This window comes from Candidatus Binatia bacterium (assembly GCA_035631035.1).
Taxonomy (GTDB): Bacteria; Eisenbacteria; RBG-16-71-46; order SZUA-252; family SZUA-252; genus DASQJL01.
Genome location: DASQJL010000080.1, coordinates 19,862 through 43,626, shown reverse-complemented (window position 1 = coordinate 43,626; position 23,765 = coordinate 19,862). Strand labels below are relative to the sequence as shown.

The 23,765-nt window shown below is 68.8% G+C and carries 20 protein-coding genes and 4 tRNA genes; 9 read left to right on the top strand and 15 right to left on the bottom strand.

Annotated features, from left to right (window positions below; all coding sequences use genetic code 11):
* Positions 1-100: 100 nt before the first annotated feature.
* Together VE326_08805 and VE326_08800 are read right to left on the bottom strand one after the other, a co-directional pair.
* Complete coding sequence (locus VE326_08805) at positions 101-3,769, bottom strand: FlgD immunoglobulin-like domain containing protein (protein HYJ33302.1); 3,669 nt, start codon at positions 3,767-3,769, stop codon at positions 101-103.
* 157 nt (positions 3,770-3,926) lie between these two features.
* Entirely contained in the window at positions 3,927-7,028 is a 3,102-nt protein-coding gene (locus tag VE326_08800; protein HYJ33301.1) for a protein kinase, read from the bottom strand.
* Between the two features lie 113 nt (positions 7,029-7,141).
* Between VE326_08800 and VE326_08795 the strand changes: the two genes are divergently transcribed.
* Complete coding sequence (locus tag VE326_08795; protein HYJ33300.1) at positions 7,142-7,570, top strand: nuclear transport factor 2 family protein; 429 nt, start codon at positions 7,142-7,144, stop codon at positions 7,568-7,570.
* Positions 7,571-7,624: 54 nt separating this feature from the next.
* On the opposite strand, the gene VE326_08790 is transcribed toward VE326_08795, so the two are convergent.
* A tRNA-Lys gene (locus VE326_08790) sits at positions 7,625-7,700 on the bottom strand.
* Positions 7,701-7,856: 156 nt separating this feature from the next.
* Here VE326_08790 and VE326_08785 point away from each other — a divergent pair.
* The 3 genes from VE326_08785 to VE326_08775 are packed head-to-tail and all read left to right on the top strand — an operon-like array spanning position 7,857 to position 10,471.
* The gene (locus VE326_08785) at positions 7,857-9,179 is read left to right on the top strand and encodes an alkaline phosphatase family protein (protein HYJ33299.1); all 1,323 of its coding nucleotides are present in this window, start codon (positions 7,857-7,859) and stop codon (positions 9,177-9,179) included.
* A gap of 45 nt (positions 9,180-9,224) precedes the next feature.
* Positions 9,225-10,061 carry a sulfite exporter TauE/SafE family protein gene (locus VE326_08780; GenBank protein ID HYJ33298.1) on the top strand — a complete coding sequence of 279 codons (837 nt, stop codon included), beginning with the start codon at positions 9,225-9,227 and terminating at the stop codon, positions 10,059-10,061.
* On the top strand, positions 10,061-10,471 hold the full coding sequence (locus VE326_08775) for a DUF1634 domain-containing protein (protein ID HYJ33297.1): 411 nt from the start codon (positions 10,061-10,063) through the stop codon (positions 10,469-10,471). Before VE326_08780 ends, VE326_08775 begins: the two co-directional genes overlap by 1 nt.
* Here the strand turns inward: VE326_08775 and VE326_08770 are convergent.
* Entirely contained in the window at positions 10,468-10,836 is a 369-nt protein-coding gene (locus tag VE326_08770) for a VOC family protein (GenBank protein ID HYJ33296.1), read from the bottom strand. The two genes, VE326_08775 and VE326_08770, sit on opposite strands and share 4 nt — an antisense overlap.
* 238 nt (positions 10,837-11,074) lie before the next feature.
* Here VE326_08770 and VE326_08765 point away from each other — a divergent pair, with 238 nt between their 5' ends.
* Positions 11,075-13,330: a FlgD immunoglobulin-like domain containing protein gene (locus VE326_08765; GenBank protein ID HYJ33295.1), complete on the top strand. Its 2,256-nt coding sequence runs from the start codon at positions 11,075-11,077 to the stop codon at positions 13,328-13,330.
* Positions 13,331-13,454: 124 nt separating this feature from the next.
* Here VE326_08765 and VE326_08760 read toward each other — a convergent pair whose 3' ends face one another.
* The gene (locus VE326_08760; protein HYJ33294.1) at positions 13,455-13,907 is read right to left on the bottom strand and encodes a single-stranded DNA-binding protein; all 453 of its coding nucleotides are present in this window, start codon (positions 13,905-13,907) and stop codon (positions 13,455-13,457) included.
* Positions 13,908-14,070: 163 nt separating this feature from the next.
* Here VE326_08760 and VE326_08755 point away from each other — a divergent pair.
* From VE326_08755 to VE326_08740, 4 genes are all read left to right on the top strand, one after another.
* A tRNA-Pro gene (locus VE326_08755) sits at positions 14,071-14,144 on the top strand.
* Positions 14,145-14,195: 51 nt separating this feature from the next.
* Positions 14,196-14,269 (top strand) — tRNA-Arg (locus tag VE326_08750).
* Between the two features lie 14 nt (positions 14,270-14,283).
* Positions 14,284-14,358 (top strand) — tRNA-His (locus VE326_08745).
* A gap of 25 nt (positions 14,359-14,383) precedes the next feature.
* Positions 14,384-15,466 carry an AI-2E family transporter gene (locus VE326_08740; protein HYJ33293.1) on the top strand — a complete coding sequence of 361 codons (1,083 nt, stop codon included), beginning with the start codon at positions 14,384-14,386 and terminating at the stop codon, positions 15,464-15,466.
* A gap of 25 nt (positions 15,467-15,491) precedes the next feature.
* Here VE326_08740 and VE326_08735 read toward each other — a convergent pair whose 3' ends face one another.
* The 10 genes from VE326_08735 to smpB all read right to left on the bottom strand — a co-directional run bounded on the left by VE326_08735 (position 15,492) and on the right by smpB (position 23,710).
* A complete protein-coding gene (locus VE326_08735) occupies positions 15,492-16,700 on the bottom strand; it encodes a M20/M25/M40 family metallo-hydrolase (GenBank protein ID HYJ33292.1) in 1,209 nt (402 codons plus the stop codon).
* On the bottom strand, positions 16,697-17,314 hold the full coding sequence (locus VE326_08730; protein ID HYJ33291.1) for a GntR family transcriptional regulator: 618 nt from the start codon (positions 17,312-17,314) through the stop codon (positions 16,697-16,699). Before VE326_08730 ends, VE326_08735 begins: the two co-directional genes overlap by 4 nt.
* A 56-nt stretch (positions 17,315-17,370) precedes the next feature.
* Entirely contained in the window at positions 17,371-17,832 is a 462-nt protein-coding gene (locus tag VE326_08725) for a chromate resistance protein ChrB domain-containing protein (protein ID HYJ33290.1), read from the bottom strand.
* A 104-nt stretch (positions 17,833-17,936) separates the two neighbouring features.
* The gene (locus VE326_08720) at positions 17,937-18,704 is read right to left on the bottom strand and encodes a CTP synthase (protein ID HYJ33289.1); all 768 of its coding nucleotides are present in this window, start codon (positions 18,702-18,704) and stop codon (positions 17,937-17,939) included.
* Between the two features lie 119 nt (positions 18,705-18,823).
* Positions 18,824-19,420 carry an RdgB/HAM1 family non-canonical purine NTP pyrophosphatase gene (rdgB, locus tag VE326_08715; protein HYJ33288.1) on the bottom strand — a complete coding sequence of 199 codons (597 nt, stop codon included), beginning with the start codon at positions 19,418-19,420 and terminating at the stop codon, positions 18,824-18,826.
* Positions 19,417-20,280 carry a ribonuclease PH gene (gene rph / locus VE326_08710; GenBank protein HYJ33287.1) on the bottom strand — a complete coding sequence of 288 codons (864 nt, stop codon included), beginning with the start codon at positions 20,278-20,280 and terminating at the stop codon, positions 19,417-19,419. The genes rdgB and rph overlap by 4 nt, the downstream gene beginning before the upstream one ends.
* On the bottom strand, positions 20,247-21,143 hold the full coding sequence (gene murI, locus VE326_08705; GenBank protein ID HYJ33286.1) for a glutamate racemase: 897 nt from the start codon (positions 21,141-21,143) through the stop codon (positions 20,247-20,249). Before murI ends, rph begins: the two co-directional genes overlap by 34 nt.
* A 1-nt stretch (position 21,144) precedes the next feature.
* Positions 21,145-21,735 carry a GerMN domain-containing protein gene (locus VE326_08700; protein HYJ33285.1) on the bottom strand — a complete coding sequence of 197 codons (591 nt, stop codon included), beginning with the start codon at positions 21,733-21,735 and terminating at the stop codon, positions 21,145-21,147.
* Entirely contained in the window at positions 21,732-23,201 is a 1,470-nt protein-coding gene (locus tag VE326_08695; GenBank protein HYJ33284.1) for an N-acetylmuramoyl-L-alanine amidase, read from the bottom strand. Before VE326_08695 ends, VE326_08700 begins: the two co-directional genes overlap by 4 nt.
* Positions 23,201-23,710, bottom strand: coding sequence for an SsrA-binding protein SmpB (gene smpB / locus VE326_08690; protein HYJ33283.1), 510 nt, complete (start codon positions 23,708-23,710; stop codon positions 23,201-23,203). The genes VE326_08695 and smpB overlap by 1 nt, the downstream gene beginning before the upstream one ends.
* Positions 23,711-23,765 lie beyond the last annotated feature (55 nt).

The window sequence follows — 23,765 nt, the reverse complement described above, 5'->3', positions numbered from 1 at the left end:
CGTCTCGAGCCCGCGCGCGGTCGAGCCCGTTCGTGGGAGATTCTCTCGGCATGGATCGTTCGCGGAACGTGGGTGCGCCGCCTGGGAATCGAAAGGGCGCTCAGCGCAGCATCATCATCTTCTTGGCCGAGATGCCGCCGTTGGGATACGTGATGCGGTAGAAGTAAACGCCGCTCGCGGCGCGGCCCTCGTGTTCCGTCGTGCCGTTCCAGCGGGCCTCGTGCGGGCCGGCTTCCTCCCTCTGATCGATGAGGGTCCGAACCAGCCGCCCTCCAATATCGAAAATCCGGATCACGACTCGTCCCCTGGCCGCGAGCCGGTAGGGAATGATCGTCTCCGGATTGAACGGGTTGGGGCGATTCTGGCCCAGCGCGTTTACCCGCGGGACCGCGTCGGTTGCGGGAACCTCCTCGACGCCCGTCGCCGTCAGGTTGTCCTGGATCGGATAGAGCGGACCGTACGAGCCGGTCTGGAACCCCGACAGCGCCGCCCAGTTGCCCGTCATGTTCGCGTCCGTCGGACACGGCCAGCACTTCGCCGTATCCGCGCCGCCCGCGCGGGCGCCGCGACAGCTCGCGAGGAACTTGTACAGGACCTGCATCCGCTCCTGGACGCCGGAGTGGGGGTAGTTCATGGCGTTCGTCGGGATTCCCGCCTTGCGGACGTACTGGATCGAGTAGCCGTATCCCAGCGCCTTGCTCCGATCGTTGTCCGTCACGACGTCCTTCTCGGACATGTTCGCCACCGCCGCCACGTCGTTCACGCCCGCGAAGAGCGGATAGAACGCCGCGTTCTGCGCGTCGGTGCCGCCCATCTTCGTCAGGGCGTCGAAGCGATTCGCCACGGGGCAGCCGCCGTCCACCGGGTAGGTGTAGCCGGCCGCCAGTCCGGGACCCGAGGCCGGATTGGCGAAGCGATCTTCGACCGTCGGATACAGGACCGCAAAGGTACCGTTCCACGAGCCCGTCGCGGAGTTCACCCCGAGCACGTTGTTGCCCATCGAATGACGGCGCGGGGCCGGATCCGCCCCGGAGGTATTCAACAGCGCGTTGAAGTAGTCGTCACCCGAAACGAACATGCAGCGGTCGCCGCCGTTGGTGCCAGGCGTCGCGCTCGCCCACCACTCCTCGATGAGCCGAGCGTCGGACTCATCTTCCAGCGTGGCGGCGCGGATGTGGCTCGACTGGATCAGGATCCGGTACCAGGTGGAGAGCGACTCGCGAACGGAGTACTCGGTCATGTTCGGGAAGTAGTTCGAGACGCGGCTCGGGCGCTGATTGTCCGGAGCGCCCGTGAGCTCGTGCCCGCCGACGTTGGAGCCCTGGTCCAGCCCCTGGAGGAAACGATACCGGTCGGCGCGCACGCCCAGGCCGCGCAACGCCTGCGTCACGGGATCGAGGCCGTTGGACCAGATGGTGTACGCGCCGTCCAGGTTGAGGATGGGTGTGTTCGTCCTGCCGGCCAGCAGGGTGCCTCCCGCGCCCGGCGCGTAGGTGCCGGGCAGGACACGGAATTCCAGAATGTCGGGAGCCCTCGGGGAGCCACCCGGCAGCGCCGGCAGATCCTCGACCTCGTTCGCCGCGCCTTCTGATCCGAACTGATAGACGACCCCTCCGTTGATGTCCACGGCCTTGAAGTAATACTGCAGGCGCGTGCCGCGCGGCAGGAACGCGAGGCTGTTGTACGCGCCCACGCCGTTGATCGTGAAGCCGCCCGGAAGGTTCAGGCCGGCCTTGTCGCGCGGCGGCCAGTCCATCCGGTACTCGCCGTCGATGACGACGGTGTCCGCGGGCGGACCGGCCGAGATCGACACGTTGTTCGCGTCGAGCGCCGACGAATCCCACGGGCTCCAGGTCTTGTTCGTCGGATCGAACAGGCGGTAGATCACCCGCGGCTGGTCGAACGCCGCGTTGTACGAGGCGTTCGTGCGAGCGATCGTGAGGCCTTCGCTGACGGTCCGGTCGAAGCCCTGCATCCAGTTGATGCCCATCCCGTTCTTGCGAAGACCGGTCACGAGAGAGACCACGATCGAGTCGCCAAGCGGGGTGTTGAAGTTGTCGTGCAGAGCCACGTTCGAGTTGCCCACGGAGCCCGGAACGTCGGAGCCGCGGATCCCCGGCCAGCACGGCGGCGTCGCGCAGTTCGAGCCCGTCATCGTTCCGTCCACGAACGTGCTCTGAGGAAGCGTGCCGGGATACAGACCGAACGTGGGAGCCGGGACGCCGGTCGTTACCCTGAGGCCCAGGTCGTCGTAGAAGAGGCCGTACTGCACCAAGGAACAGTTGGTGAGGTCGCTGGCAAGGAGCGGCACGCACTGCAGCGTGAATCGGAGCTGGACGGAATCCGCCTGGACGGCAGACGCGAGCTCCGCCGAGACCGCGCTCCACGCCTTATCGCCCCCGACCCGGAGGGACAGGTCCGCTTGGGCGTTCGTCCAGTCGGACCATCCGCCCGCGCCGAAGACCCGGTACTCCGTGACCGCGACGAGCCCCGATCCGCGCTGGAGATCCCGGTATTCCCGCCAGCTCGCGGTGACGGAAGCGGTCCCGGCCGGAATCGGAAACGTGCACGTCACGATGGAAGCGAAGGAGCGCGGATTGGTTATACCGGTGCCGGTGTCCGACGCCTCGAAGAAGAGATTCGAGCCGAGCGCTTTGTCCGGGGAGCAGAAATCGGAGGTCGGCTTGGCCGACCCGGTCGCGAGATGCCATAGCGTGCCGGCGCCTGGCACCACCCGCCCCGAGATGTAGCCGGCTGAACCGAACGAGCCCTGGATGGTCTGACCCTCGGAACCGACCGGGTCCGCACCGCCGACCCCCGTGCCGTCGGCGAAGATCGATCCGTTGTCGCTCGTGGCCAGGTCATCGAGCACGACGCCGTTTCCGTAAGGCCAGAGCCCGTCCTCCGAGGACATCCGCTCTTCGCTCGTGAACAGGAGATAGACCGCGCGATCAGCCTGCGCCATGGAGACCGAAACCGCGGTCACCGCGGGCTGGCCCGAACCGGAACCCGTCACCGTCACGCCGCCCGCGACGCCGTTGAGTGAAAGCGCGCCCGGGGTCGAGGGGCTGATCGAGCCGGTCCACGTGACGAGCAGACGAGAGTTGCCGTCGGTCCCGGTCGCGACCAGGTCGTCCAGCTTCGGACGCGAGTTGCCGATCGGATCCACGTCGTTGTTCCCGCCGCCGATCAAGTACACGAAGTCGTAGTTCTGCTCGCACGACTGGTATTGTTGGAACGTCATCGTGTAGTTGCCGGCGTGCGCGCCGGTGTCGATGTAGAGGAGCTGGTAGGTGACGTTGGGATAGCCGACCTTCACGACCCAGTTCGCCTCGTACTTGCCGGCCCAGAGGGCGGCGGTCCCGAAGATGGGGCCGCCGGCGCCGGCGGCCGGCCGCTCGCCCGCCGGAACCGAGGTCGTCACCTTGTGCCAGAGGATCTCCTTCAGCGATTGATCCTGCGCCGTGTAGGGACCTGTGGTGCCGGCCGAGTAGGAGTTCAACGAGTCCGCGACGGGACTGGTGCGCGGAGACCACGTGTTGGATGCCCGGTCGGCGCACGCGCCTGGATACAGGAACCACGAGGTCGTGGTGGCGGATCGCTTGAGAAGCGTTCCCGAGAGGAGCGCCCTGGGAGGCGCGAGAAGTGTCGCGCCCGAGGTCGTCCCGGTGGTGACGGCCCCGCCCTTCGTCTCTTGCTCCCTGGCCGCTCCCGGAAGCGGCAGCGCCAGAAGCAGGAAACCGGTGATCAGGACCGCGCAAAGCGGCAAAGCGGTCGATCGGCGCAAGGCCAGGGCTGGTTTTGCTACGGGAAAGAACGGCCCACGACGGGGCCCATCAGGAATACCGCTTCCGCCAGTGCGCACGGATCCTCCCCCGCGCGCCCCATGACGGATTGACATATCCTAGCACCGACGACGGCGCAAGTCAATCGCTAAGTGCGTATAAAAACGCAGCTTCCACTGACAGGCGCCTACCTCTGTCGAACCCCTCACCGGCTTCCTTCTCGCCCAGCCCGTCTCGGGCAGGAATCAGGTCGCGGTCCAGCTTCGCGCGCTCGCTCTCGGTCAGGGGAACGCCGATCGCGTCGCGGAGCGCGGCCGCCGCGCCCGCGAGGCGCAGCGCGCGCTCCGCGTGCCCCCGCACCGCGGCCAGGACGGCGAATCGCTCCAGAGAGTCCGCCACCCAAACGCTGTCCCCCAGATCGCGCACGATGCGGAGATTCTGCTCCAGGAGCGATCGTCCCTCTTCGAGCGATCCGAGCGAGCACGCGATGCTTCCGAGCTCCCCCGACGTGTAGGCGATCCCCCTCCGGTCCCCGAGCTGCTGCTGGAGCGCCAGCGCCTGCTCGTGGAAGGCTCGCGCCTCACGCAGCTCTCCCCGGTCGCGCGCCACGCTCCCCAGGCCGTTCAGCGCCATCGCTTCCCAGACCGTGTTGCCGATCTCGCGGTTGATCTCGAGCGCCTCCTGGAACAGGGCCGCGGCGGCGTCATAGCGGCCCTGTGCCTGCGCCTCGTTGCCCAGATTGTGGAGGACTCCGGCCTCGGACCGGCGGTCCTTGAGCTCGCGGAACATGCCCAGGCTCTCTTCATACAGAGCCTGCGCCCGCTCGCCGTGGCCACGGTCGTGCGCGAGGCTTCCCAGCGCCTGCAGGGTCGAGGCGATGCCGCGGGGATTGCCGAGCTCGCGACGAATCGCCAGGCTCTCGTTCAGATAGCGCTCGGCGATCGCCTGCGCGCCTTGTCGTCGCGCGAGCACGGCCGCGCCCTGCAGCGCTTCGGCGCGCGCCTCCGATCGAACCGATCCTGCCGGAGACGACAGGATCTGCTCGAGCTGTCTTCGCCCCTCGTTCCAATGGCCGTGCATCCACCAGAACCGATCGAGGGCCGAGGCGAGCCGGAGCGCGGTCTCGCCCGACCCGCTCGCCGCGGCCCAGGCAAGCGCGTGGCGGAAGTTGTCATGCTCCTCTTCGAGGCGGTCGAGCCACGCCCGCTGCGCGGGGCCCATGAGCTCCGGGCTTGCCGCCTCGGCAAAGCGAAGGAAATAGGCGCCGTGCCGTTCCCGGTACGCGGCGTCCGAGCCCGCGGCGGCCAGGCGCTCCTTTCCGTATTCCCGCAAGGTCTCGAGGAGACGGTAGCGCGCCGTGCCCCCGGCCCCCTCTTCCGGAATCACGAGCGAGCGGTCGACGAGCTGGGTCATGAGATCGAGGACGAGATCTTCCGAAATCCCTTCTCCCGAGCAGACCGATTCCACCGCCTCGAGCGTCGCGCCGCCCGCGAAGACGCTCAGCCTCTGGAAGAGCGACCGCTCCGGATCGGTCAGAAGGTCGTAGCTCCAGTCCACGGCGGCGCGCAGCGTCTGCTGGTGCGGAAGCGCGGTCAGGCTTCCCCCCGTGAGCAGACGGAAGCGCGATTCGAGCCGCGCCAGGATCTGCCCGGCGGGAAGGACCTTGATGCGGGCCGCGGCGAGCTCGATGGCCAGGGGAATTCCGTCGAGCCGGGAACAGATCTGCGCGATCGGTTCGGCATTCTCGTCGGTCAGGGCGAACGAAGGCATCACCGTGGAGGCGCGCTCGACGAAGAGCCGCACCGACTCGTACGCGCCGACCTCATTCCTCTTTCGCGGAGCGCCTGCCGAGGCAGCCGGGATGCGAAGGGGCGGCACCCGCCATACGACCTCGCCCGGAACGCCCAGGGGCATGCGGCTGGTCGCGAGCATCCGCCCGTTGGGGCAGGCTCCGACGAGGACCCGCGCGATCTCGAAGCACCCCGGGATCAGGTGCTCGCAGTTGTCGAGAATCAGAAGAAACGCGCGGCCGGAGAGGGACTCGCTCAAGGTCTGAAGAAGGGGACGGCCCGGAATCTCCCGGATGCCGAAGACGCCCGCGACGCCTTGCAGCACGAGCGAGGGATCCGAGAGGGGAGCGAGCTCGACGAGCCACGCGCCGTCGGGAAAGCTCTGAAGGAGGTTTTGCGCGATCTGGATCGAAAGTCGTGACTTCCCGCAGCCTCCCGCTCCCGTGAGCGTGACGAGGCGGGTGGAACGTAGGTGGCGGCCGACTTCCTCCATCTCGTCCCGTCTTCCCACGAAGCTCGTGAGGGCGGGCGGCAGGTTGTTCGGGATCGCCGCGGACCGCGCCTCCATGGCGTCGGGCCGGGTCACCATCGTCTCGGCTTCCTCGGACAACGTCTCCCGAAGCGCCCCCGCCAGCTCTTCGGCCGTCGCGTAGCGCCGCTCCCGATCCTTGGCCATGGCCCGTAGGAGCACGTGGTCGAGCCTTCTCTGGAGTCCCGGGCGGATCCGCGAAGGCGCCGGAGGCTCCACGAGAGCGATCTCGTGCAGGACCGAGAGGGCGGTCGGTCCCTCGAAGGGAAGACGGCCCGTCGCGGCCTCGTAGAGCACGACCCCGAGGGAGAAGATGTCCGAGCGCGTGTCCAGCGTCTCGCCCCGCGACTGCTCGGGCGACATGTACAGGAAGGTCCCCACGAGCGCCCCGGTCGCGGTGAGGGAGAGCGCCGCCGTCGCCATCGGATCCGCGTTTGGGGCAACGAGTCGCTTGGCGATGCCGAAATCGGCCAGCTTGGCCCTGCCGTCGCCCGTCAGGAGAACGTTCGAGGGTTTGATATCCCGGTGGATCAGGCCCACCTTGTGCGCGGCCCCGACCGCGTCCGCGATCTGCGCGCCGATCGAGACCAGCTCGGGGGCGTCGAGAGCGCCCCGCTGGATCCTTTGGTGGAGCGTCTCCCCTTCCACGAGCTCCATCACGATGTAGGGAACGCCGTCGGCCTCTTCGATCGCGAAGATCGCGACGATGCCGGCGTGATGGAGGGAGGATGCGGCCCGGGCTTCCCGCGTGAGCCGCTCGACGGCTTCGGCGTCCCGCGCCAGTGCGGGCGGAAGGAGCTTGATCGCGACCGACCGCTCCAGCCGGAGGTCCTCGGCGCGAAATACCTCGCCCATCCCGCCGGCCCCGAGGCGGCTCACGATGCGGTAGTGACCCAATTGTTGCCCGGGCTGGATCGATTCCATGTTGTGCCTACCTCGGGCGATATTCCAGGATGTCTCCTGGCGGTCAGTGCCTGCGCACGAGTGTGACGAGCAGGGTACCCTAGGAATCGGACCTAAGAATCAGGAGATATGACGTGGACTTGCGCCAAGTCGTCGAGCAGTCCCACGGGGCGTTGGACAAATTCGCGCAGGGAGAGGGACAAGCCTTCAAGTCGCTCTGCTCGCATCGAAACGACATCACGCTTGCGAATCCATTCGGTCCGGTCGCACGCGGATGGACTCAAGTCGGCGAAGCGCTTGACTACGCCTCATCTCGCTTCAGGGATGGGACCGTGACCCGGATCGAGACCATCGCAGCGTATGAAACCGCCGATCTGGCAACCATCCTGGAGATCGAGTATTGGAAGGCCCGGGTCGGCGGCGGAGAGCAGGTGGAACCCTTTGTTTTGCGCGTGACGACGACGTTTCGTCGCGAAGACGACGACTGGAAAATCGTCCATCGCCACGCCGATCCTCTTGCCACGTTTGATCCCAACGGTCCCGTGCGCCAGACACTTCGTTGAGCATCGACCGTCACAGGCGAGCTGGTGAGCGTGCCGTGAGGGCAGCATGCGGGATGGTGCGCCGCCTAGGAATCGAACCTAGAACCTACTGATTAAGAGTCAGTTGCTCTGCCAATTGAGCTAGCGGCGCGCACGTAAGACAGGCGGACGCACCAAGCTACGGGAGCGGGCGGCCAAAGTCAATGGGAACCGCAGCCTGCCGGTCCGGGTGTCACTGGCACGGGGCCACCATGCCTGATACCGTCACCGGATTGGCCCGGCGTTCGCCCATCTCCAAGGAGCTTCCGTGAACCCGTCTCTCCGCTTCTACGCCCGCCTCGCGCTGGCGCTCGCGATCGGCCTCGTCCTGGCGGGAGGCGTCTGGACCTGCGCCCGCGCGAGCGAGAAGCCGCCCAAGGTTCTGGTCATCGGCGTGGATGCCGGCGAGTGGGACGTCCTGGGGCCGCTCCTCGACCGGCAGAAGGTGCCGAACTTCGCGAGACTGCGGGACAAGGGGGCCTCGGGGCGGATCCGGTCGCTCGAGCCGCTGACCAAGAGCCCGATCATCTGGGCGAGCATCGCCACGGGCAAGGTGCCGAGCAAGCACGGCATCTCCGACTTCTTCGTGAAGCGCGGGGAGCGCTCGCGGGCCCGCACGGGCGCCGAAGGGGAATCCCCCACCACGTCGAACCTCTGGAAGGCGCGGCCGGTCTGGGACATCCTCGGCTCGCTGGGCAAGAGAGTGGGGGTCGTGGGCTGGTGGACGACGTGGCCCGCGCAGCCGGTGAACGGCTTCGTGATCAGCGACTACGTGCAGTACGACGACGGCTCGTGGCCCTCGCGCGATTCGCGCCGGACCTACCCCGCCGATCTCGACGCGCTCACCAAGCAGCTGCGCCGCTCCCCGGAGAGCGTCTCGTGGGCCGAGCTTTTCCAGTTCGTCCCGGCGTTCGACACCACCAAGGTCACGCCGCGCCAGGAGCAGCTGGTCCACGACCTCAAGTGGATCTATGCCGCCGACATGACCTTCTATCGCGTGGGCCTCGAGCTCTACCGCAAGAACCACCCCGACTTCATGACCGTCTATCTGCGCGGCACCGACGAGGTCTCGCACCGCTACTGGGACATGGACATGCCGGGCACCTTCTCGCCGCCGCTCAGCGACGCCGAATACCAGTGGATGAAGAACCTGATCCCCAACTACTACGTGTTCACCGACCGCCTCATCGGGGGTCTCCTGAAGGAGGCCGATCCCTCGACGAACGTGATCGTCACCTCCGACCACGGCTTCATGGGCGGCGGCAAGGGGGTCATGGCGCACAAGCTGGATGGGATCCTCTTCCTGCAGGGCCCCGGCGTGAAGCCCGGCGTGACGATCTCCGGCGCGACGGTGCTCGACATCACGCCGACCATCCTCGCGCTGTACGGGCTGCCCACCGCGGCCGACATGGACGGACGCCCCATCGAGGACGCGCTGAAGCCCGCGGTCATGAAGCGGATCTCGCGCGAGAAGGGGCTCAAGACCTACGAGACGGCGGCCTCGGCGCGCCGCGAGGGCGAGCAGCCGATCGCCTCGCCGGTGGACCAGGAGCTTCGCGAGCGGCTGCGTTCGCTCGGCTACATCCAGTAGGAGAGGTCCCCGGCATGCGTCCGATCCGCTAGGATCGCCGGCGCCATGACCATCCTCGATTCCACGCTCTGGATCGCGGCCGGCTCCTTCGGCGCCGGGCTCCTCGGCGCCCTCACCGGTCTGGGCGGCGGGATCGTCATCGTCCCGCTCCTCACCCTCGTCTTCCACGTGCATCTCCGCTACGCCATCGGCGCGGCCCTCGTCTCGGTGATCGCGACCTCCTCGGGAGCCGCGGCGGCCTACGTGCGCGAGGGCTACACGAACATCCGCGTGGCGATGCTGCTCGAGATCGCGACGGTGATCGGGGCCCTGCTCGGCGCGTACGCGGCCGGCTTCATCGCGCCGCGAGCACTCGCCGTCGCCTTTGCGCTCGTGCTCCTCTACTCCGCCTATCGTTCGATTCGACCGCTGCCGGACCGTGTATCGGCGGCGCCGCCTCACCCCCTGGCCGTGAGGCTCCGCCTGAACGGAACGTGGCCGGCCCCCGGGGGCGAGCGGCCCTACACCGTGCAGAACGTTCCCGGCGGGTTCGCGATCATGATGGTGGCGGGCGCGATCTCGGGTCTGCTCGGCATCGGATCGGGAGCGCTCAAGGTGCTCGCGCTGGACCAGGCGATGCGGCTTCCGTTCAAGGTCTCTACCGCGACGAGCAATTTCATGATCGGGGTGACGGCCGCCGCGAGCGCCGGGATCTACCTGCGACGCGGCTACGTCGATCCGGGGCTCGCGCTGCCGGTGATGCTCGGCGTGCTCGCGGGAGCGCTGGTGGGGGCGCGCTTGATGGCCGCCGCCCGCACCCGAACCCTGCGCACGCTGTTCACGGGCGTGATCGTGGTGCTCGCAATCGAGATGCTGGTGCGCGCGGCGCGGGGGGAATTTTGATGGCCAACGACATCGACGGTGGCGTGGCCCGGCCTCCGGAGCGGCGCGAGAGCGCCCTTCAGCTCTGGATCGGCCGCGTGCTGCGCGGAGGCGTCTTCACCGCGGCTCTCGTCGCGGTGTTCGGGGGACTGATCTATCTGCGGCGCCACGGCGCGTCTCTTCCCGAGTACGCCACGTTCCACGGCGTTCCGAGCGGGCTCGACAGCGTGCACGGGATCGTCCGCGGCGCGTTGCAGGGGCGCGGCCGCTGGATCACCCAGCTCGCGCTGCTCCTCCTGATCGCCACGCCGGTGGCGCGGGTCGCGCTCTCGGCCGCGGCGTTCGTCAAGGAGCGCGACGGGACCTACGCCGCGATCAGCGCGCTGGTGCTGGCGCTATTGCTCTACAGCTTCCTGGGCGGGAACTTCTAGCGGGCGGGCTCGAAGAGCTCGACGACGTTCCCCCACGGATCCTCGCAGAGAATCTGCTTGCCGCCGGGACCTTCCACGATCTCGTTCCGAAAGGCCACGCCCTTCGTGCGAAGCGTCGCGACGAAGCTCGCGAGATCGTCCACCTCGATCACGAAGCGGTTCCATCCTCCCGGCTCGGGCTTCCGCCCGTCGGGCATCGGCCGCGCCGCGGATGCCATCGGCCCCGCCGTCCAGAGCGTGAGGTCGCCGCGCGTGAGGATGGCCATGGCCGGGCCGAACTGCTGCTTCAGCTCGAAGCCCAGGGCCCCCGCATAGAACGCGACCGCGGCGTCGACGTCATGAACGATGTAGCGGACCGTGGTCACGGGAAGAGTATACTCGGGCTCCTCGCTGCTTGGACGATTTGCGCGCAACCCTGGGCCGGTCGTAGCGCCGGCCGTCGTGGAGGCACCCGTGACCGCGCCCCTCGCTCAACCGTCTCGTCCTGTCCTGCTCCTGCTCCTGTTGCTCGCGCTCATTGGTTCCAGCTCGGAGGCTCTTGCCGCATGGCCTCAGCACCCCTATGTCTACCCGCCAATCGCTCCCTCCTCGGGAGACCAGTCGTTGGCTCAAGTCCTTGCGGACGGGACTGGCGGCGCCTTCTTCCTCTTCACCGACAAACGGAATGGGACGGAGGACGTCTACGTTCAGCGCCTGAACGCCAAGGGTGACGTCGCAACGGGCTGGTCCTCAACCGGAGTGCAGGTGGCCGCGATCGCCGGGCAGAAGCTCCAGCCGCAGATGACGAATGACGGGTCCGACGGCGTGATCGTCGTGTGGGCGGACCGTCGCTCTGGAAACGGCGATATCTACGCCCAACGTGTGCTGGGGAACGGCACGCTGGCGGGCGGGAGCTGGCCTTCGACCGGGCTCGCGATCTCCACGTTGATCTACAACGAGCGGCGGCCCCAGGTCTGCTCGGACGGGAACGGCGGCGCGCTGATCAGCTGGGAGCTCTCCTTCAGCAACACCGACACCGACGTCTACGCCTCGCATGTCACGGGCGGCGGAAGCATCGTTTTCAGCTGGTCCCTCGACAACAGCCTCCAGGACGCGCGCCAGATCTCGATGGCGACGGACGGATCGGGTGGGTTCTTCGTCGTCTACCAGGACTCTTCGTCTCTGTACAGCGGCCGTCCTCAGATCTACGGACTGCGGTCCAATGGATCGGGGACGCTGATCGTCAACCCTACCCGGATCCTGCTCGAAGGAGGTTTGTACACCGACGTCAACCCCCGTGCGGTCGCCGACGGAAGCGGGGGATTTCAGCTCATGTGGGAGACGAACGAGTCGCACGCCAACTACGATCTCCGAACCCAGCGCTACGCCTCCAACTTCACGGCGACCGGCTATGGCCTGTACACCAGCTTCGGGCTCGACAGTCCCGACTACAACGTGATCCCGGACGGCACGGGAGGCGTGATCGTCTCGTGGCAGGAACGGTTCGGGCATAGCATGATCAATCGCGCCAGCGCGAACGGCGCGGCGCTTGGCTGGCCCGTGGATCTCGGGAGCATCGGATTCGGCCTTCCCGCCGCGATCGCGTCCGACGGCTCCGGGGGCGCGATCGAAGCAACGGGCAATGGCAATCTCTACGCCCAGAGACTCCCGGCAGACGGCGGGAGCGTGGCCCACTGGGGATCGGGTGTCGCCGTGAATCTGAACGGCTTCTATGGTCCGATCGGCGCGGCGTCGGACGGAGCGCACGGTGTGATTGTCGGCTGGGGCTATCCCGATCCGGTCGCGATGCAGGTGCACGCCCAGCGTATCGACCGCTTCGGCGCGCTCGCGAATCCGGAGCCCGCGATGTCCGGAGTCACGGACGTCCGCGGCGACCAGGGGGGACATGTCCGGCTGGCGTGGAACGCGAGCTACCTCGACGCGGATCCGTACTACTCGATTTCCAGCTACTACGTCTGGCGGCAGGCGCCGGCGTCCCTGGCCAGCGCGGCGATCCAGCGCGGCGCGCGCTGGGTCGACGATCCCGCGTCGCTTCAGGCGGCGATCGGAACCGGTTCCTCGGCGACGCGGCTGTTCCGGCACTCCGCGTCATCGGCGTACGCCTGGGAGTTCGTCGCTTCGCAGTCGGCGAACGGCTCGACGCAGTACACGTTCGTGGCTCCGACCACGCGCGACTCCCTTCCGAACGCCAACCCACGGACGTCCTTCATGGTCGAGGCGCGCTGGACGGGGGGTGACGCGTTCTGGGATTCCGCGCCCGACAGCGGGTACTCGGTCGACAATCTCGCTCCCGGTCCCCCGGCCCAGCTGGCCGCGCGCTGGTACTCCGGAACGAGCGTGCTGTCGTGGGCTCCGAACCTCGAGACGGATCTCTATGGATATCGCGTCTACCGCGGGACCGCGAGCACCTTCACGCCCGGACCGTCGAACCGGGTGGCTTCCCCGCCGGACACCGGATACGTCGATGCGGCGGGCGCGGCCTACTGGTACAAGGTCTCGGCGGTGGACGTCCATGGCAACGAGTCCGCCTTCGCAACGGTGCTGCCGCAGGGAGTGAACGGAGTGCCTCCGGGAGCGTCCGCGCCGGAGCTGGTGCTGGCGGTGGCTTCGCGCAATCCGGGGAACGAGGCGATGCTGCGCATCGACCTCACCCGCAGCGGACCGATCCGGCTCGCGCTCTACGATGCGGCAGGCCATTTCATCCGCGATATCGCATCCGGCGAAACGCCGGCCGGAACGACCTTCAAGAAATGGGACGGCCGCACGCGGAGCGGAGCGCCTGCGCCAAGCGGACTCTATTTCGCGCGGCTCGAGGCGGAGGGACGAACGTTGGTTCGGCGGATCATGCTCGTCCGCTGACCTCTTCGCCGAAGTACGTTGTCGGCGCCCATTGAACACGGCGAGTGAAGCGAGACGCCCGCGCGGGGGTTACCCACGCGGGCGTTTCTTCGTTGTCGCTTTCCGCGCGCTTCGCGCGCGGTACCTAGAACGGCAGGTCGTCGTCCGATCCGCCGCCGCTCGGCGCCGGCTGATAGCTGTCGTCCGGAGCGCTGCCGCGGGCCGGCGCGTCGTAGCTCGGCTCGCCGCCTCCGTTCCGCTCGCCGGGGCGCCCGAGCATCTGCATCTGCTCGCAGATGATCTCGGTCTTGTAGCGGGTCTGCTGCGTCTCCTTGTCCTGCCAGGAGCGCGTCTCGAGGCGTCCCTCGACGTAGACCTGCTTCCCCTTCTGGAGGTAGCGCTCGACGATGTCGGCCAGCTTCCCCCAGGCCACGATCGAATGCCATTCCGTCTTCTCCTGGCGCTGGCCGTCCTGGCCCGTCCACTGGCGCGAGGTCGCGAGGCGGAAATTGGCGACGCGCTGCCCGCCGGGCGTGGACCGGACCTCGGGATCCGATCCCAGATTGCCGACCAGGATGACTTTGTTCACTCCTGCCACGGTGTACCCCCAATCCAAGGATGTGTGCGTCGGGGCTTATGCCTCGACGATAGGCGCTGGGGGACCCGTGCGTCAAGGCGATCCGGGCGAGCCCGCTCCCCCGGAGGCCATTGACTGAGCGGCACTTGGCCGGTACTCTCTCTTGCTCGGCGCCGGCAGAAACCGGGGCGTGGCGCAGCCCGGTAGCGCACCTGCCTTGGGCGCAGGGGGTCGGAGGTTCAAATCCTCTCGCCCCGATTTGTGGCCGGCGCCCCCCGACTCCTTCCCTGAGCGCGGCGAAACGCGCGTGGGCCTGTAGCTCAGTCGGATAGAGCAACGGATTTCTAATCCGTCGGTCGGGGGTTCGATTCCCTCCAGGCCCGAGCCAGCTAAGGTGGTGGATGTAGCTCAATGGTAGAGCACTGGACTGTGGCTCCAGTGGTTGCGGGTTCGATCCCCGTCATCCACCCCATTTCTCATACGGCCTCACGGTTCCCATGACCGAAGACCGCACTTCCGATCCGCGTCGCGACCTGTTCTTCATCGTCCGGGCGATCGCGTTCCTCGGGCTCATGCTGTTCCTCCTGTGGCTCGCCGGGGATGTGCTGCTCCTCCTGTTCGCCGGCGTGCTCGTCGCGATCTTCATCGACGGCATCGCGAACTGGATCCGGTGCCACACCCGAATCGGGCGCGGAGCTTCCATCGCGATCGCGCTCCTTGGCCTCGTGCTGGTATTCGGCGTGGTGGGGGTCTACTCCGCGCCGGATATCGCGGACCAGGTGAGCCAGCTGGGGCAGGAGCTCCCGCGAGCGGTGGATGCGGTCCGCCAGCAGCTCGACAAGCACACCTGGACGAAGCTGATCCTCGACCAGCTCCCCAGCGCGAAAGAGCTGCGGTCCCCCGGGACCGGGCTCCTGCGACGGGCAACGGGAGCTCTCTCCAGCACGGCGATCGCCCTCGCGCGCATGGTCCTGATCGCGGCGATCGGCGTCTTCCTCACGATCCAGCCCGGCTTGTATCGCCGCGGCCTCCTGCGGCTCATCCCCATTCGGAAGCGCGAACGCGCGGCCGACGTGCTCGACGCGGTCACGAACAATCTCCGGGGCTGGCTCGTGGGCAAGGTGCTCTCGGCGATCGCGATCGGGGTGGCGACGTGGACCGGACTCCAGCTCCTCGGGATCCCGCTCGCGCTCATTCTCTCCGTGCTCGCCGGCGTGTTCAGCTTCATTCCCAATGTCGGCCCCGTCCTCGCGGTGGTGCCGGCCATGCTCCTCGGGCTCTTGCAGAGTCCGTCGCTCGCCCTCTACGTCTTCCTCCTCTACCTCGGCATCCAGATCGTCGAGACCTATCTTCTGACGCCGTGGCTCGCGCATCGCACCGCGGAGCTCCCGCCCGCGCTGACCCTGGTGACCCAGATTCTGCTGGGCGTGCTTTTCGGGGGTATGGGGGTCATCATGGCGGCACCCGTGACCGCCGCGGGGATCGTGCTGATGCGGATGGTCTACGTGGAAGACGTGCTCGGAGACAAGGGGGCGCAGGAGAACCTGCCCCCGCGGGACCGAGTGGGCAGCTCGGATTAGTGCGCTGGAAGGACCCCGGCCAGCACTAGGGGGCGCCCCAGAAGCGGCGGGCGGCCTCCACGTAGATCCGGGCGCAGCTCACGACGGACGCGATGTCGACCCACTCCACCGCCTCGTGGGGGCCGCTTCCCGTGGGGCCGTAGTTCACTGACGGGATTCCCGCCTCGGCAAAAAGCGCCGAGTCCATCCAGTAGGGCGCCCCGACGTCCCGCGGCCGGTTCCCCGTGATCGCGGCCGCCGCATCCCGCACCGCGACCGCCAGGGGGCTTTCGGCGGGCGTCCGGCTCGCGCTTCGCACCGTGCGGATCGAAACCTCGGCCTCCTCCCCCGCGTCTCGAATCACGCGCTTCAGCTCCTCTTCGATCTGAGCTGCGGTCTCGCCCGGAAGCGTGCGCCGCTCGATCGAGAGCGAGCACTCGGGGGCGTAGGTCGAGAGCCCCGCACCGCCCCGCACGAGGGCACAGTGCATCGAGGCGGGGCCCACGAGCGGCGCGGTCCGCGCGCGGAGCGTATCGGCGTCGAAGCGGTCGAGCGCGGCGATGACCCGCCCCATGCGGGCGATGGCGCTCACGCCCAGGTCGAAGCGGCTTCCGTGCGCCGCCCTGCCCCGCGTCGTGATGTCGGCCCAGACGAATCCTTTGTGCGCCAGGATCAGCTCGCCCTCGCTGGATTCGGACACGATGCAGCCGTCGGCGCGATGGCGGCGGACGAAGTCGGCGGCGCCGATGCTCTCGTACTCTTCGTCCGCGACCAGCGCTAACTGCACGCGGCCCGGGAGAGGGTCCCGCGCGAGCGCGGCAGCCGCCGCCATGCAGGCCGCCACGCCTCCCTTCATGTCGGTCGCGCCGCGGCCGTAGAGGCGCCCCGCCTCGACGCGCGGCTCGAAGGGAGGAATCGTCATTCCCGCCGTCCCGACCGTATCGAGGTGTCCGTACAGGATCAGCGCCGGACCGCCGTCGCCGGCTTCGGCGACGACGTTGGGACGCCCGGGCGCGGCATCCTCCTTCCAGGCGCGAATGCCGTTGGCCAGAAGCCAGCCGCAAGCGAAGTCGGCGATGGCGCCCTCGCCGTGCGCCTCGTCGGGAGCGATCGCGGGATTGACCGAGGGGATGCGGACCAGGTCGGAGAGAAGACCGACGATCGCCTCGGGAGCGAGCGGGTCGGGAACGGGCCGGCTCGGGATGGCGGGCGCCACGGGCGCGGCGGACGGGGCGGTGGCCGGTTTCGCGCTCATGGCTCCGTCGTTGCCTCCAGCCAGGGGCCGAGGAAGTCGAGACTGACCCTCCAGTTCTTCTCGAGGAGCGCCAGCGCGCGCTCCAGGTCGCCGCGCCGGATCGCCGCCTGGATCTCGCGATGCTGCGTCACCGACGTGATGACCTGCCCCGAGTTCCGCATGAACGCCTCCTCGTAGCGGGCCGCGTGGTCCTTCAAGTTCTCGATCATCGAAAGAAGGGTCCGGTTGGGACAGCCCGCCAGGAGGAGGGCGTGCCATTCCCGGTCGCGCGCGAGCGCCATCGAGGCATCCGCCCGGGCCGCTTCGAGACGGCGGTTCGCCATGTCGAGCTCCCGCAGGCGGGATGCCGGAAGGGGCCACGATGCCCGGAGGGCCGCCCCCTCCAGCGTCCAGAGGATCGGGTAGATCTCCTCCGCGTCGCTCCGGCGAAGGGCCCGCACGGAGAAACCCCGGCCCGGCGTGGCGGTGAGAAAGCCCTCCTGCGTCAGCGCGAGCATCGCCTCCCGGAGCGGGGTGCGGCTGACGCCGAGCCGCGTCGAGAGCTCGGCCTCGTTGATCCCCTCCGACGGAGCGAGGTCGCCGCGCACGATCTCACCGAGCAGTAGCCGGCGCACCTCGCTCCGCAGAGGGGTGCGTGCGATCGGCGGCCGGACGCGGTAGGCGGCAGGGCTCAACCGACCGGCGCTTTCGGTCGGGCGGGCTCGGCCCGATGGAGACACCAGGCGTACAGAGCGTCGTAAAGAGGCGCCTCCCGCTCCAACTTGGTGCGATCGTCCCGCCCGTGAACGAGGGCGAACCCCTCCGCGATGGCCCGCAATCCCCGCGCCTCCGGCGCGTGATCGATGTCGTCGGCGACGTCGGCGGCGTGGACGATCGCCGCCACGCCCTGAAGGCCGGGATCCTGGGTGAGCCCATACTTGAGGAGGATGCTCTCGAAGGAACAGCGCCCTTCCACATGCCCAAGCTCGGCTCCAGGGACGTCGTAGGGGATCGCCTTCTCCGCGGCGGCGACGGCGGCCACCTGGTCGGCGGGCACGAACAGGAAGACGGCATCCGGATCCACGAATCGGCGGATCAGCCAGGGACAGGCGATCCGGTCGACCTTGGCGTTTTCACGGGTGATCCATTTCATGGCAGCGCCTCCTTGTATGGTATTCCGTATTTTGTATACAAAATGCTTCCGACCGTCAAGATGCCTTTGTTGAGACGTTCCCCCAGCCCGCTTCGGGTCCTCGACTAGCGAACGGCGGGTTCTTCGCTCCCGGCCAGCTCCCTCGCCGCGGCGCGCACGAAGGCCACGACCATCGGATGGGGCGCGTTGGGGCGCGACTTCCGCTGAGGCTGGAAAAGGGTCGCGATGTAGAAGGGATGCTCCGGCACCTCGAAGATACGCGAATCGCCGCGGTCGCCGAAGCCCGTGAACTCCAGGCCGTGCTCCTCGAAGAGCTCGTCGTAATCGGGGTTCAGCTCGAAGTTGCAGAAATACTCTTCCTCGATGCGGTCGGTGCCGAGGATCTCGCGGGCACGGGATTCTTCCCGGATGTGCACGCGCTGCGGCGGCCCGGAGAGCTTGGGCGCGTCGTCCTCGCGGCCGGGAACGGGACAGGACACCTGATGGATCAGGAGGTTCTCGGCGTTTGGAGCATCCTCCTCGTGTTCCAGATCGGTCCGGCCGAGGACGTTGTGCGCGAACTCGAGCAGGCCGTACTGGAAGCCGGCGCAGGTGGCGAGCATCGGGCGCTTCCCCTCGCGGCCGTAGCGGATGGCGGCCAGGGCGCCGGGTCGGCTGGCGTAGGGGCTGCCGGCGTTGATCCACAATCCATCCCAGTCAGCCAAAACCGATTCGGGATGGGCGGGATCGATCGACGCCGTGCCGATCCACTCGACCTCGACCGGCACGCCGAGCTTCGCGGCCGCGTGCTCGAGGGCCGGCCCGGTGGTCTGGTGCGACACGAAGTCGGGGTTCTTGTCCCCGACGATGGCGATTCGAATCGGAGCAGCCACGGCGTTCCTCCTCTATGACGAGACACGTAGACGGTGTCGGGGTCGCGATGCGGCCGAGGCGACGACCTCGGGTCCGGAACCGGACCAGTGTACGACGCGGCAGCCGAAAAGGATCGGGTTTATCGCGGCCCCGCCAGCGCCTGGCGCAGGGCCGCCGCCGCGCGCGCCCGGTGGCTGATCGCGTCCTTGGCCTTGCTCGACAGCTCGGCGAACGTTCGCGTCTCCCCGCTCGGCACGAACAGCGGGTCGTACCCGAACCCACGGGACCCCCGCGGCGCTTCCGCGATCGCCCCCTCGCACACTCCTTCGACCAGCGCGCCCGGCGCGCCGGGAACCTCGAGCGCCAGGACGCAGCGAAACCGGGCCGTCCGCCGCTCCGGCGGGATGCCGGCCAACCGCTCGAGCAGGAGCGCGTTGTTCGCCTCGTCGCCGGCGCCCCCGCCGGCGTAGCGCGCCGACCGGATCCCGGGCTCCCCGCCCAGGGCGTCGACCTCGAGCCCCGAGTCGTCGCCGATGGCGGCCGCGCCCAGCGCGGCGCTCACGGCCAGCGCCTTGGCGCGCGCGTTCTCGGCAAACGACTGGTGCCCTTCGGGGGGAAGGATCACGCCGGGGTAGGCATCCAGCGACTCCAGGCGGCCGGCGATCCCGCTCAGGAGTTCCTCGAGCTCGCGCGCCTTGCCGGCGTTACGGGTCGCGAGAACGACCCGCTCGATCACGCCCAGATCTTCGGGAGGGTCCGGATGCCGAGCACGCTCCGCTGCTCGGCGATGAGCCGGCGGATGCCGCCCTTGCCCAGATCGATCAGCTGCGCCAGCTCGCGCTCGCTGAAGGCTTCCCCCTCGGCGGTCCCCTGGATCTCCACGAGACGACCGGCGCCGGTCATGACCAGGTTCATGTCGACCTGCGCCTTGGAGTCTTCCGCGTAGCAGAGGTCGAGCGCGGGCGCGCCGTTCACGAGCCCGACCGAGACGGCGGCCACGAAATCGCGCAGCGGCGGTCCCGGCAGCTTCACCCGCGCCGAGAGCCATCGAATCGCGTCGGCGAGCGCGATGAACGCCCCCGTGATGGAGGCGGTCCGGGTTCCGCCGTCCGCCTCGATGACGTCGCAGTCGATCAGGATCTGCCGCTCGCCGAGCGCCTCGAGATTCGCGACGGCGCGGAGCGACCGTCCAATGAGCCTCTGGATCTCCTGCGTGCGGCCGCCCACGTGCCCCCGGTTCACTTCCCGCTGGATCCGCTCGTGGGAGGAGCGCGGCAGCATGCTGTACTCGGCGGTGATCCACCCCCGGCCTCCGCCGCGCAGCCAGGGGGGCACGCGCTCCTCGACGGTCGCCGCGCACAGGACGATCGTGCCGCCCATCTGGATCAGCGCCGAACCCTCGGCGTTCTTCAGGTAGCCGCGCCGGATCGAGAGGGGACGGAGCTCCGCGGCGCGGCGTCCGTCAACGCGGCGGCCAGGACGAGCCGCCGGACCGACCACCGGCCGCGCCACCGAACGCGAGGCCGACCGCGCCACCGAACGGGATTTCGGGCGTGCGGGGCTCATCGCGCCCAGCTCGCCGGGCGCTCGAACCACGGCAGGTCGTCCTGAGGCACGTTGCGCACGCGTCCCATCGCCTTGCCGAGAAACCGCCGGCCCACGAGCTCGAACTGCTGCGGAATGTCAGAGACGAAGCACTCGAGCGAGCCGCGCCCATCCGCTCGCGCGGCTCGCGCGGGACCCCGCGCCGCCGGAACCCGCCGAGCGGACCGCGCGGACGCGCGCGATTCGGCACGCACCGCCGCGGCCAGGCGACGCGCCGTCGCTTCTCCCGAGTCGATGAGCTGGACGCGCCGCCCCAGCACCGCGCGGATCGCGCGCTTGAACACGGGGTAGTGCGTGCACCCGAGGATCAAGGTGTCGATGCGGCGGCGCGCGAGGGGCGCCAGGTATTCGCGCAGCACTTCGCGCGCCGCTTTCGAGTTCTGCAGCCCCTCCTCCGCGAACGGCACGAGCATCGGGCAGGGCTCGGCCCAGACGCGCGTGCGCACGCCGGCGCGGCGGGAAGCCGCGGCGATCGCGTGTTGATAGGCCGCGCTCGCCACCGTGGCGCGCGTCCCGATCACGCCGATCCGTCCGTTCTTCGTGGCGCGCACGGCGGCATCGGCCCCGGGCACGATGACGCCGGTCACGGGCAATCCCTGGAATTCGCGCTCCAGGTGCCGCAGCGCGACGGCCGAGACGGTGTTGCACGCGACGACGATCCGGCTCACGTGGAACTGGGAGAGGAAGCGCACCGCCTCGGAGGCGAAGCGCCGTACGGTCGCGTCCGACTTGGCGCCGTAGGGAACGCGCGCCGTATCGCCGAAGTAGACGATCTCCCACGAGGGAAGGAGCCGCCGCAGATGGCGCACGACGGTGAGACCGCCGATGCCGGAATCGAAGACGCCGAGCCGCACGCTAGCGCCAGTCCTCGGCTTCGAGCGGCTGCAGGGTGTCGAAGTGGCCCCCGATCGTCTCGATCGGGCTTCCCTCGACGAGAATCGTGACGCGCTGCACTTCGGGCAGGTTCTCGACCGCGCTCTTCACGATCGAGCCGAGCAGCTGCCGCTCGCGCCCAGTGCCGCCGCGGAATCCCGCGACCAGCGCCCGGTTCCAGTCGAGGTAGAGCGTCCCCCGCTGCGTCCAGTAGGTGTTGAGCAGCTCGGTGCCATCGGGAAAGGGCGAGATGCGGTTCCCCGAGGGACCGGCGATCAGCTCGCGGAAGATCGCGCGCACCTGGTCCACCGGATGGTCCTTCACGACGACGTCGCGGTATTCGGCGACGAGACTGTCGGAATTGGGAAGCGCGTAGTAGAGGTAGACGCCGCGCACGCCCTCCAGCTCCGCGGCGACGGGCGAATAGCGCGAGAGGCCCAGCTCGTTCCGCCGCCAGGGCGCCTTCCAGATCAGAAGGGCGATGGCGATCCCCAGCGCCGCGGCGATGCCGCCCACGATCCATCGGCGGCGCGCGACGCCAGCCGGTCCGGGGCTGCCGAAGGTCTGGCTCATGCTCTCGATTTTCGCACGAAGTCCTCGATCGCGCGCGCCACGGTCTGGGTGTAGTCGTAGGTGGTGTAGCCCCGCATGCTCATCGATTCGGGGCCGGATCGGGCCGCGGGGGCCGACTCCACGACGATCGCCGGGCAGAGGACCGGCTCCAGGACGCTCATGCCACCGGTCCGCACCAGCACCGGAGCCTGCGGGAAGGAGCGCGCGAGCGCGTCGGCCACGGTCTGGGCGAACGCGATGCTCGCCCCCACCACCGCCGACTGCGCCGAGCGCCACGGCTTGAGCTCGATCCCGTCTCCATCCCCCGGCAGCACGACCGGGACGCCGCCTCCTTCGTTCGGCGACGCGACCGGAGACTCGGCGAGGAGCCGGAAGCCGCCCCCCTTGATGGTTCCATCACCCTCCAGGTGGATGCTGATGAAAAGGTCCGCCCCCGCCTCGTTCGCGAGCTCGGCGCGCCGCGCCGGCGAGAGGAGGACGTCGCTCTCGCGCGTGAGCACGATCTTCGCGTTCAGGCGCGACGCGAGCGCGGTGCGCAGCGAGCGGGCGATCTCGAGCGTGGCGTCCTTCTCGGCCATCCCGCCCGGGAGCTGGGCGCCGAGGTCGGTGCCGCCATGTCCGGGATCGATCACGATCGTGCGCACGGCGTTCGGCTTGCCGCCGACCCGCAGCGGCTCGAGCGGCGTGAAGAGCCCGGCCTCGACCAGCCCCGGGTCGTCGGTCACCGCCACCTTCATGCGGTTCGGCGCGCTCGAGACCTGATAGCCGACCGCGCTGTCGCCGAGAACCAGGCGCAGGTCCACGCCGCCCGGGATCTCGCGGATCTCGCCGCGCGCGACCGCGCCCCCGGTGAAGACGTGGGCCGTGTCGAGGGTTCCCCCCTCGAAGAGCACCCGCACCTCGCCCGGCATTGCGTAGAGGAGGCGCGCGGGAAGGCTCCTGCCCAGCGTCGCGGAGACCTCGGTCACCCGGCCGCGCACGAAGAGCTGCGCCTGACGCACGGAGTGCACGACGCCGCGGAAGCGGATCGTGCGCCCCGTCTCGTCCCACGCCGCGTCGCTCGCCAGTCCCCAATCGAAGATGCGCTCGACGATCTCCTCGGGCGCGTAGACCACCCCGCGCACGAGAGTCGCGGGCCGGATCAGGTTCTTCGCCGCCTCGTCGACGAGCACCACCGGCGCCCCGATCGAAAAGCGCAGCGTGTGCTCGCCGATCCGGAGCGAGAGCTTCTGGATCTCCGGCCGCCAGTACTTGGTGGCGCCGAAGACGCGCGCCAGGTCGTTCGTCGAGACGTAGCGGACGCCGTCCAGAACGATCGGGACGAAGCGCTCCGGATTGCGCGGCTCGGGATAGATGACCGTGATCGGCGCGGCCGAGCGCTCGGCGCGCGTCAGCGCGGGAACGAGCGCGGCGAGCAGGAATAGAAGGAACAGCAGGAGAGAGACGCGGGTCGGAACGTCGCGCATCAGTCCGGGCGCTCCCCGCGCATGACCCCGCGCAGCTCCCGGCGGGAGCGACGCTCGTCCAGCTTCGCGCGCTTGTCGAATTCGCGCCGTCCGCGCACCAGGGCCAGCTCCACCTTCACCTTCCCGTTCTTGAAGTAGAGCGAGAGCGGCACCAGCGTCAGCCCCGACTCCTCGAGCTTGGTGGCCAGGCGGCGGATCTCCGCGCGATGCATGAGAAGCCGCCGCGCGCGCGTGGGGTCGTGGTTCTCGTGCGCCGCGGGATCGTACGGATTGATGTGGGCGCTGCGCAGGAACAGCTGCCCGCCTTCGATGGAGGCGTAAGCGTCCTGAAGCTGCGCCTTGGCGTCGCGCAGCGACTTGACCTCGCTCCCCCGAAGCTCGATGCCGGTCTCGTAGGTCTCGATGACCCAGTAGTCGTGACGAGCCTTCCGGTTCGTCGCGATCACGCGGCGCTCGTCTTCGCGCTTGGTCTTGTCCTGTTTGGGCTTGGAATCCTGGTCGCGCGCCATCCCGTCGTCTCTCCCCCTCGGTCTGTTGCTTGTACCATGCGGGGGTCGGTGGCGC

Coding starts and splice junctions, on each gene's coding strand:
- VE326_08740 (HYJ33293.1), top strand. CDS start 14,384: ATGACCGAAGACCGCACTTCCGATCCGCGTCGCGACCTGTTCTTCATC.
- VE326_08695 (HYJ33284.1), bottom strand. CDS start 23,201: ATGCGCGACGTTCCGACCCGCGTCTCTCTCCTGCTGTTCCTTCTATTC.
- VE326_08780 (HYJ33298.1), top strand. CDS start 9,225: ATGACCATCCTCGATTCCACGCTCTGGATCGCGGCCGGCTCCTTCGGC.
- VE326_08735 (HYJ33292.1), bottom strand. CDS start 16,700: ATGAGCGCGAAACCGGCCACCGCCCCGTCCGCCGCGCCCGTGGCGCCC.
- VE326_08800 (HYJ33301.1), bottom strand. CDS start 7,028: ATGGAATCGATCCAGCCCGGGCAACAATTGGGTCACTACCGCATCGTG.
- VE326_08700 (HYJ33285.1), bottom strand. CDS start 21,735: ATGAGCCAGACCTTCGGCAGCCCCGGACCGGCTGGCGTCGCGCGCCGC.
- VE326_08775 (HYJ33297.1), top strand. CDS start 10,061: ATGGCCAACGACATCGACGGTGGCGTGGCCCGGCCTCCGGAGCGGCGC.
- VE326_08725 (HYJ33290.1), bottom strand. CDS start 17,832: ATGAAATGGATCACCCGTGAAAACGCCAAGGTCGACCGGATCGCCTGT.
- smpB (HYJ33283.1), bottom strand. CDS start 23,710: ATGGCGCGCGACCAGGATTCCAAGCCCAAACAGGACAAGACCAAGCGC.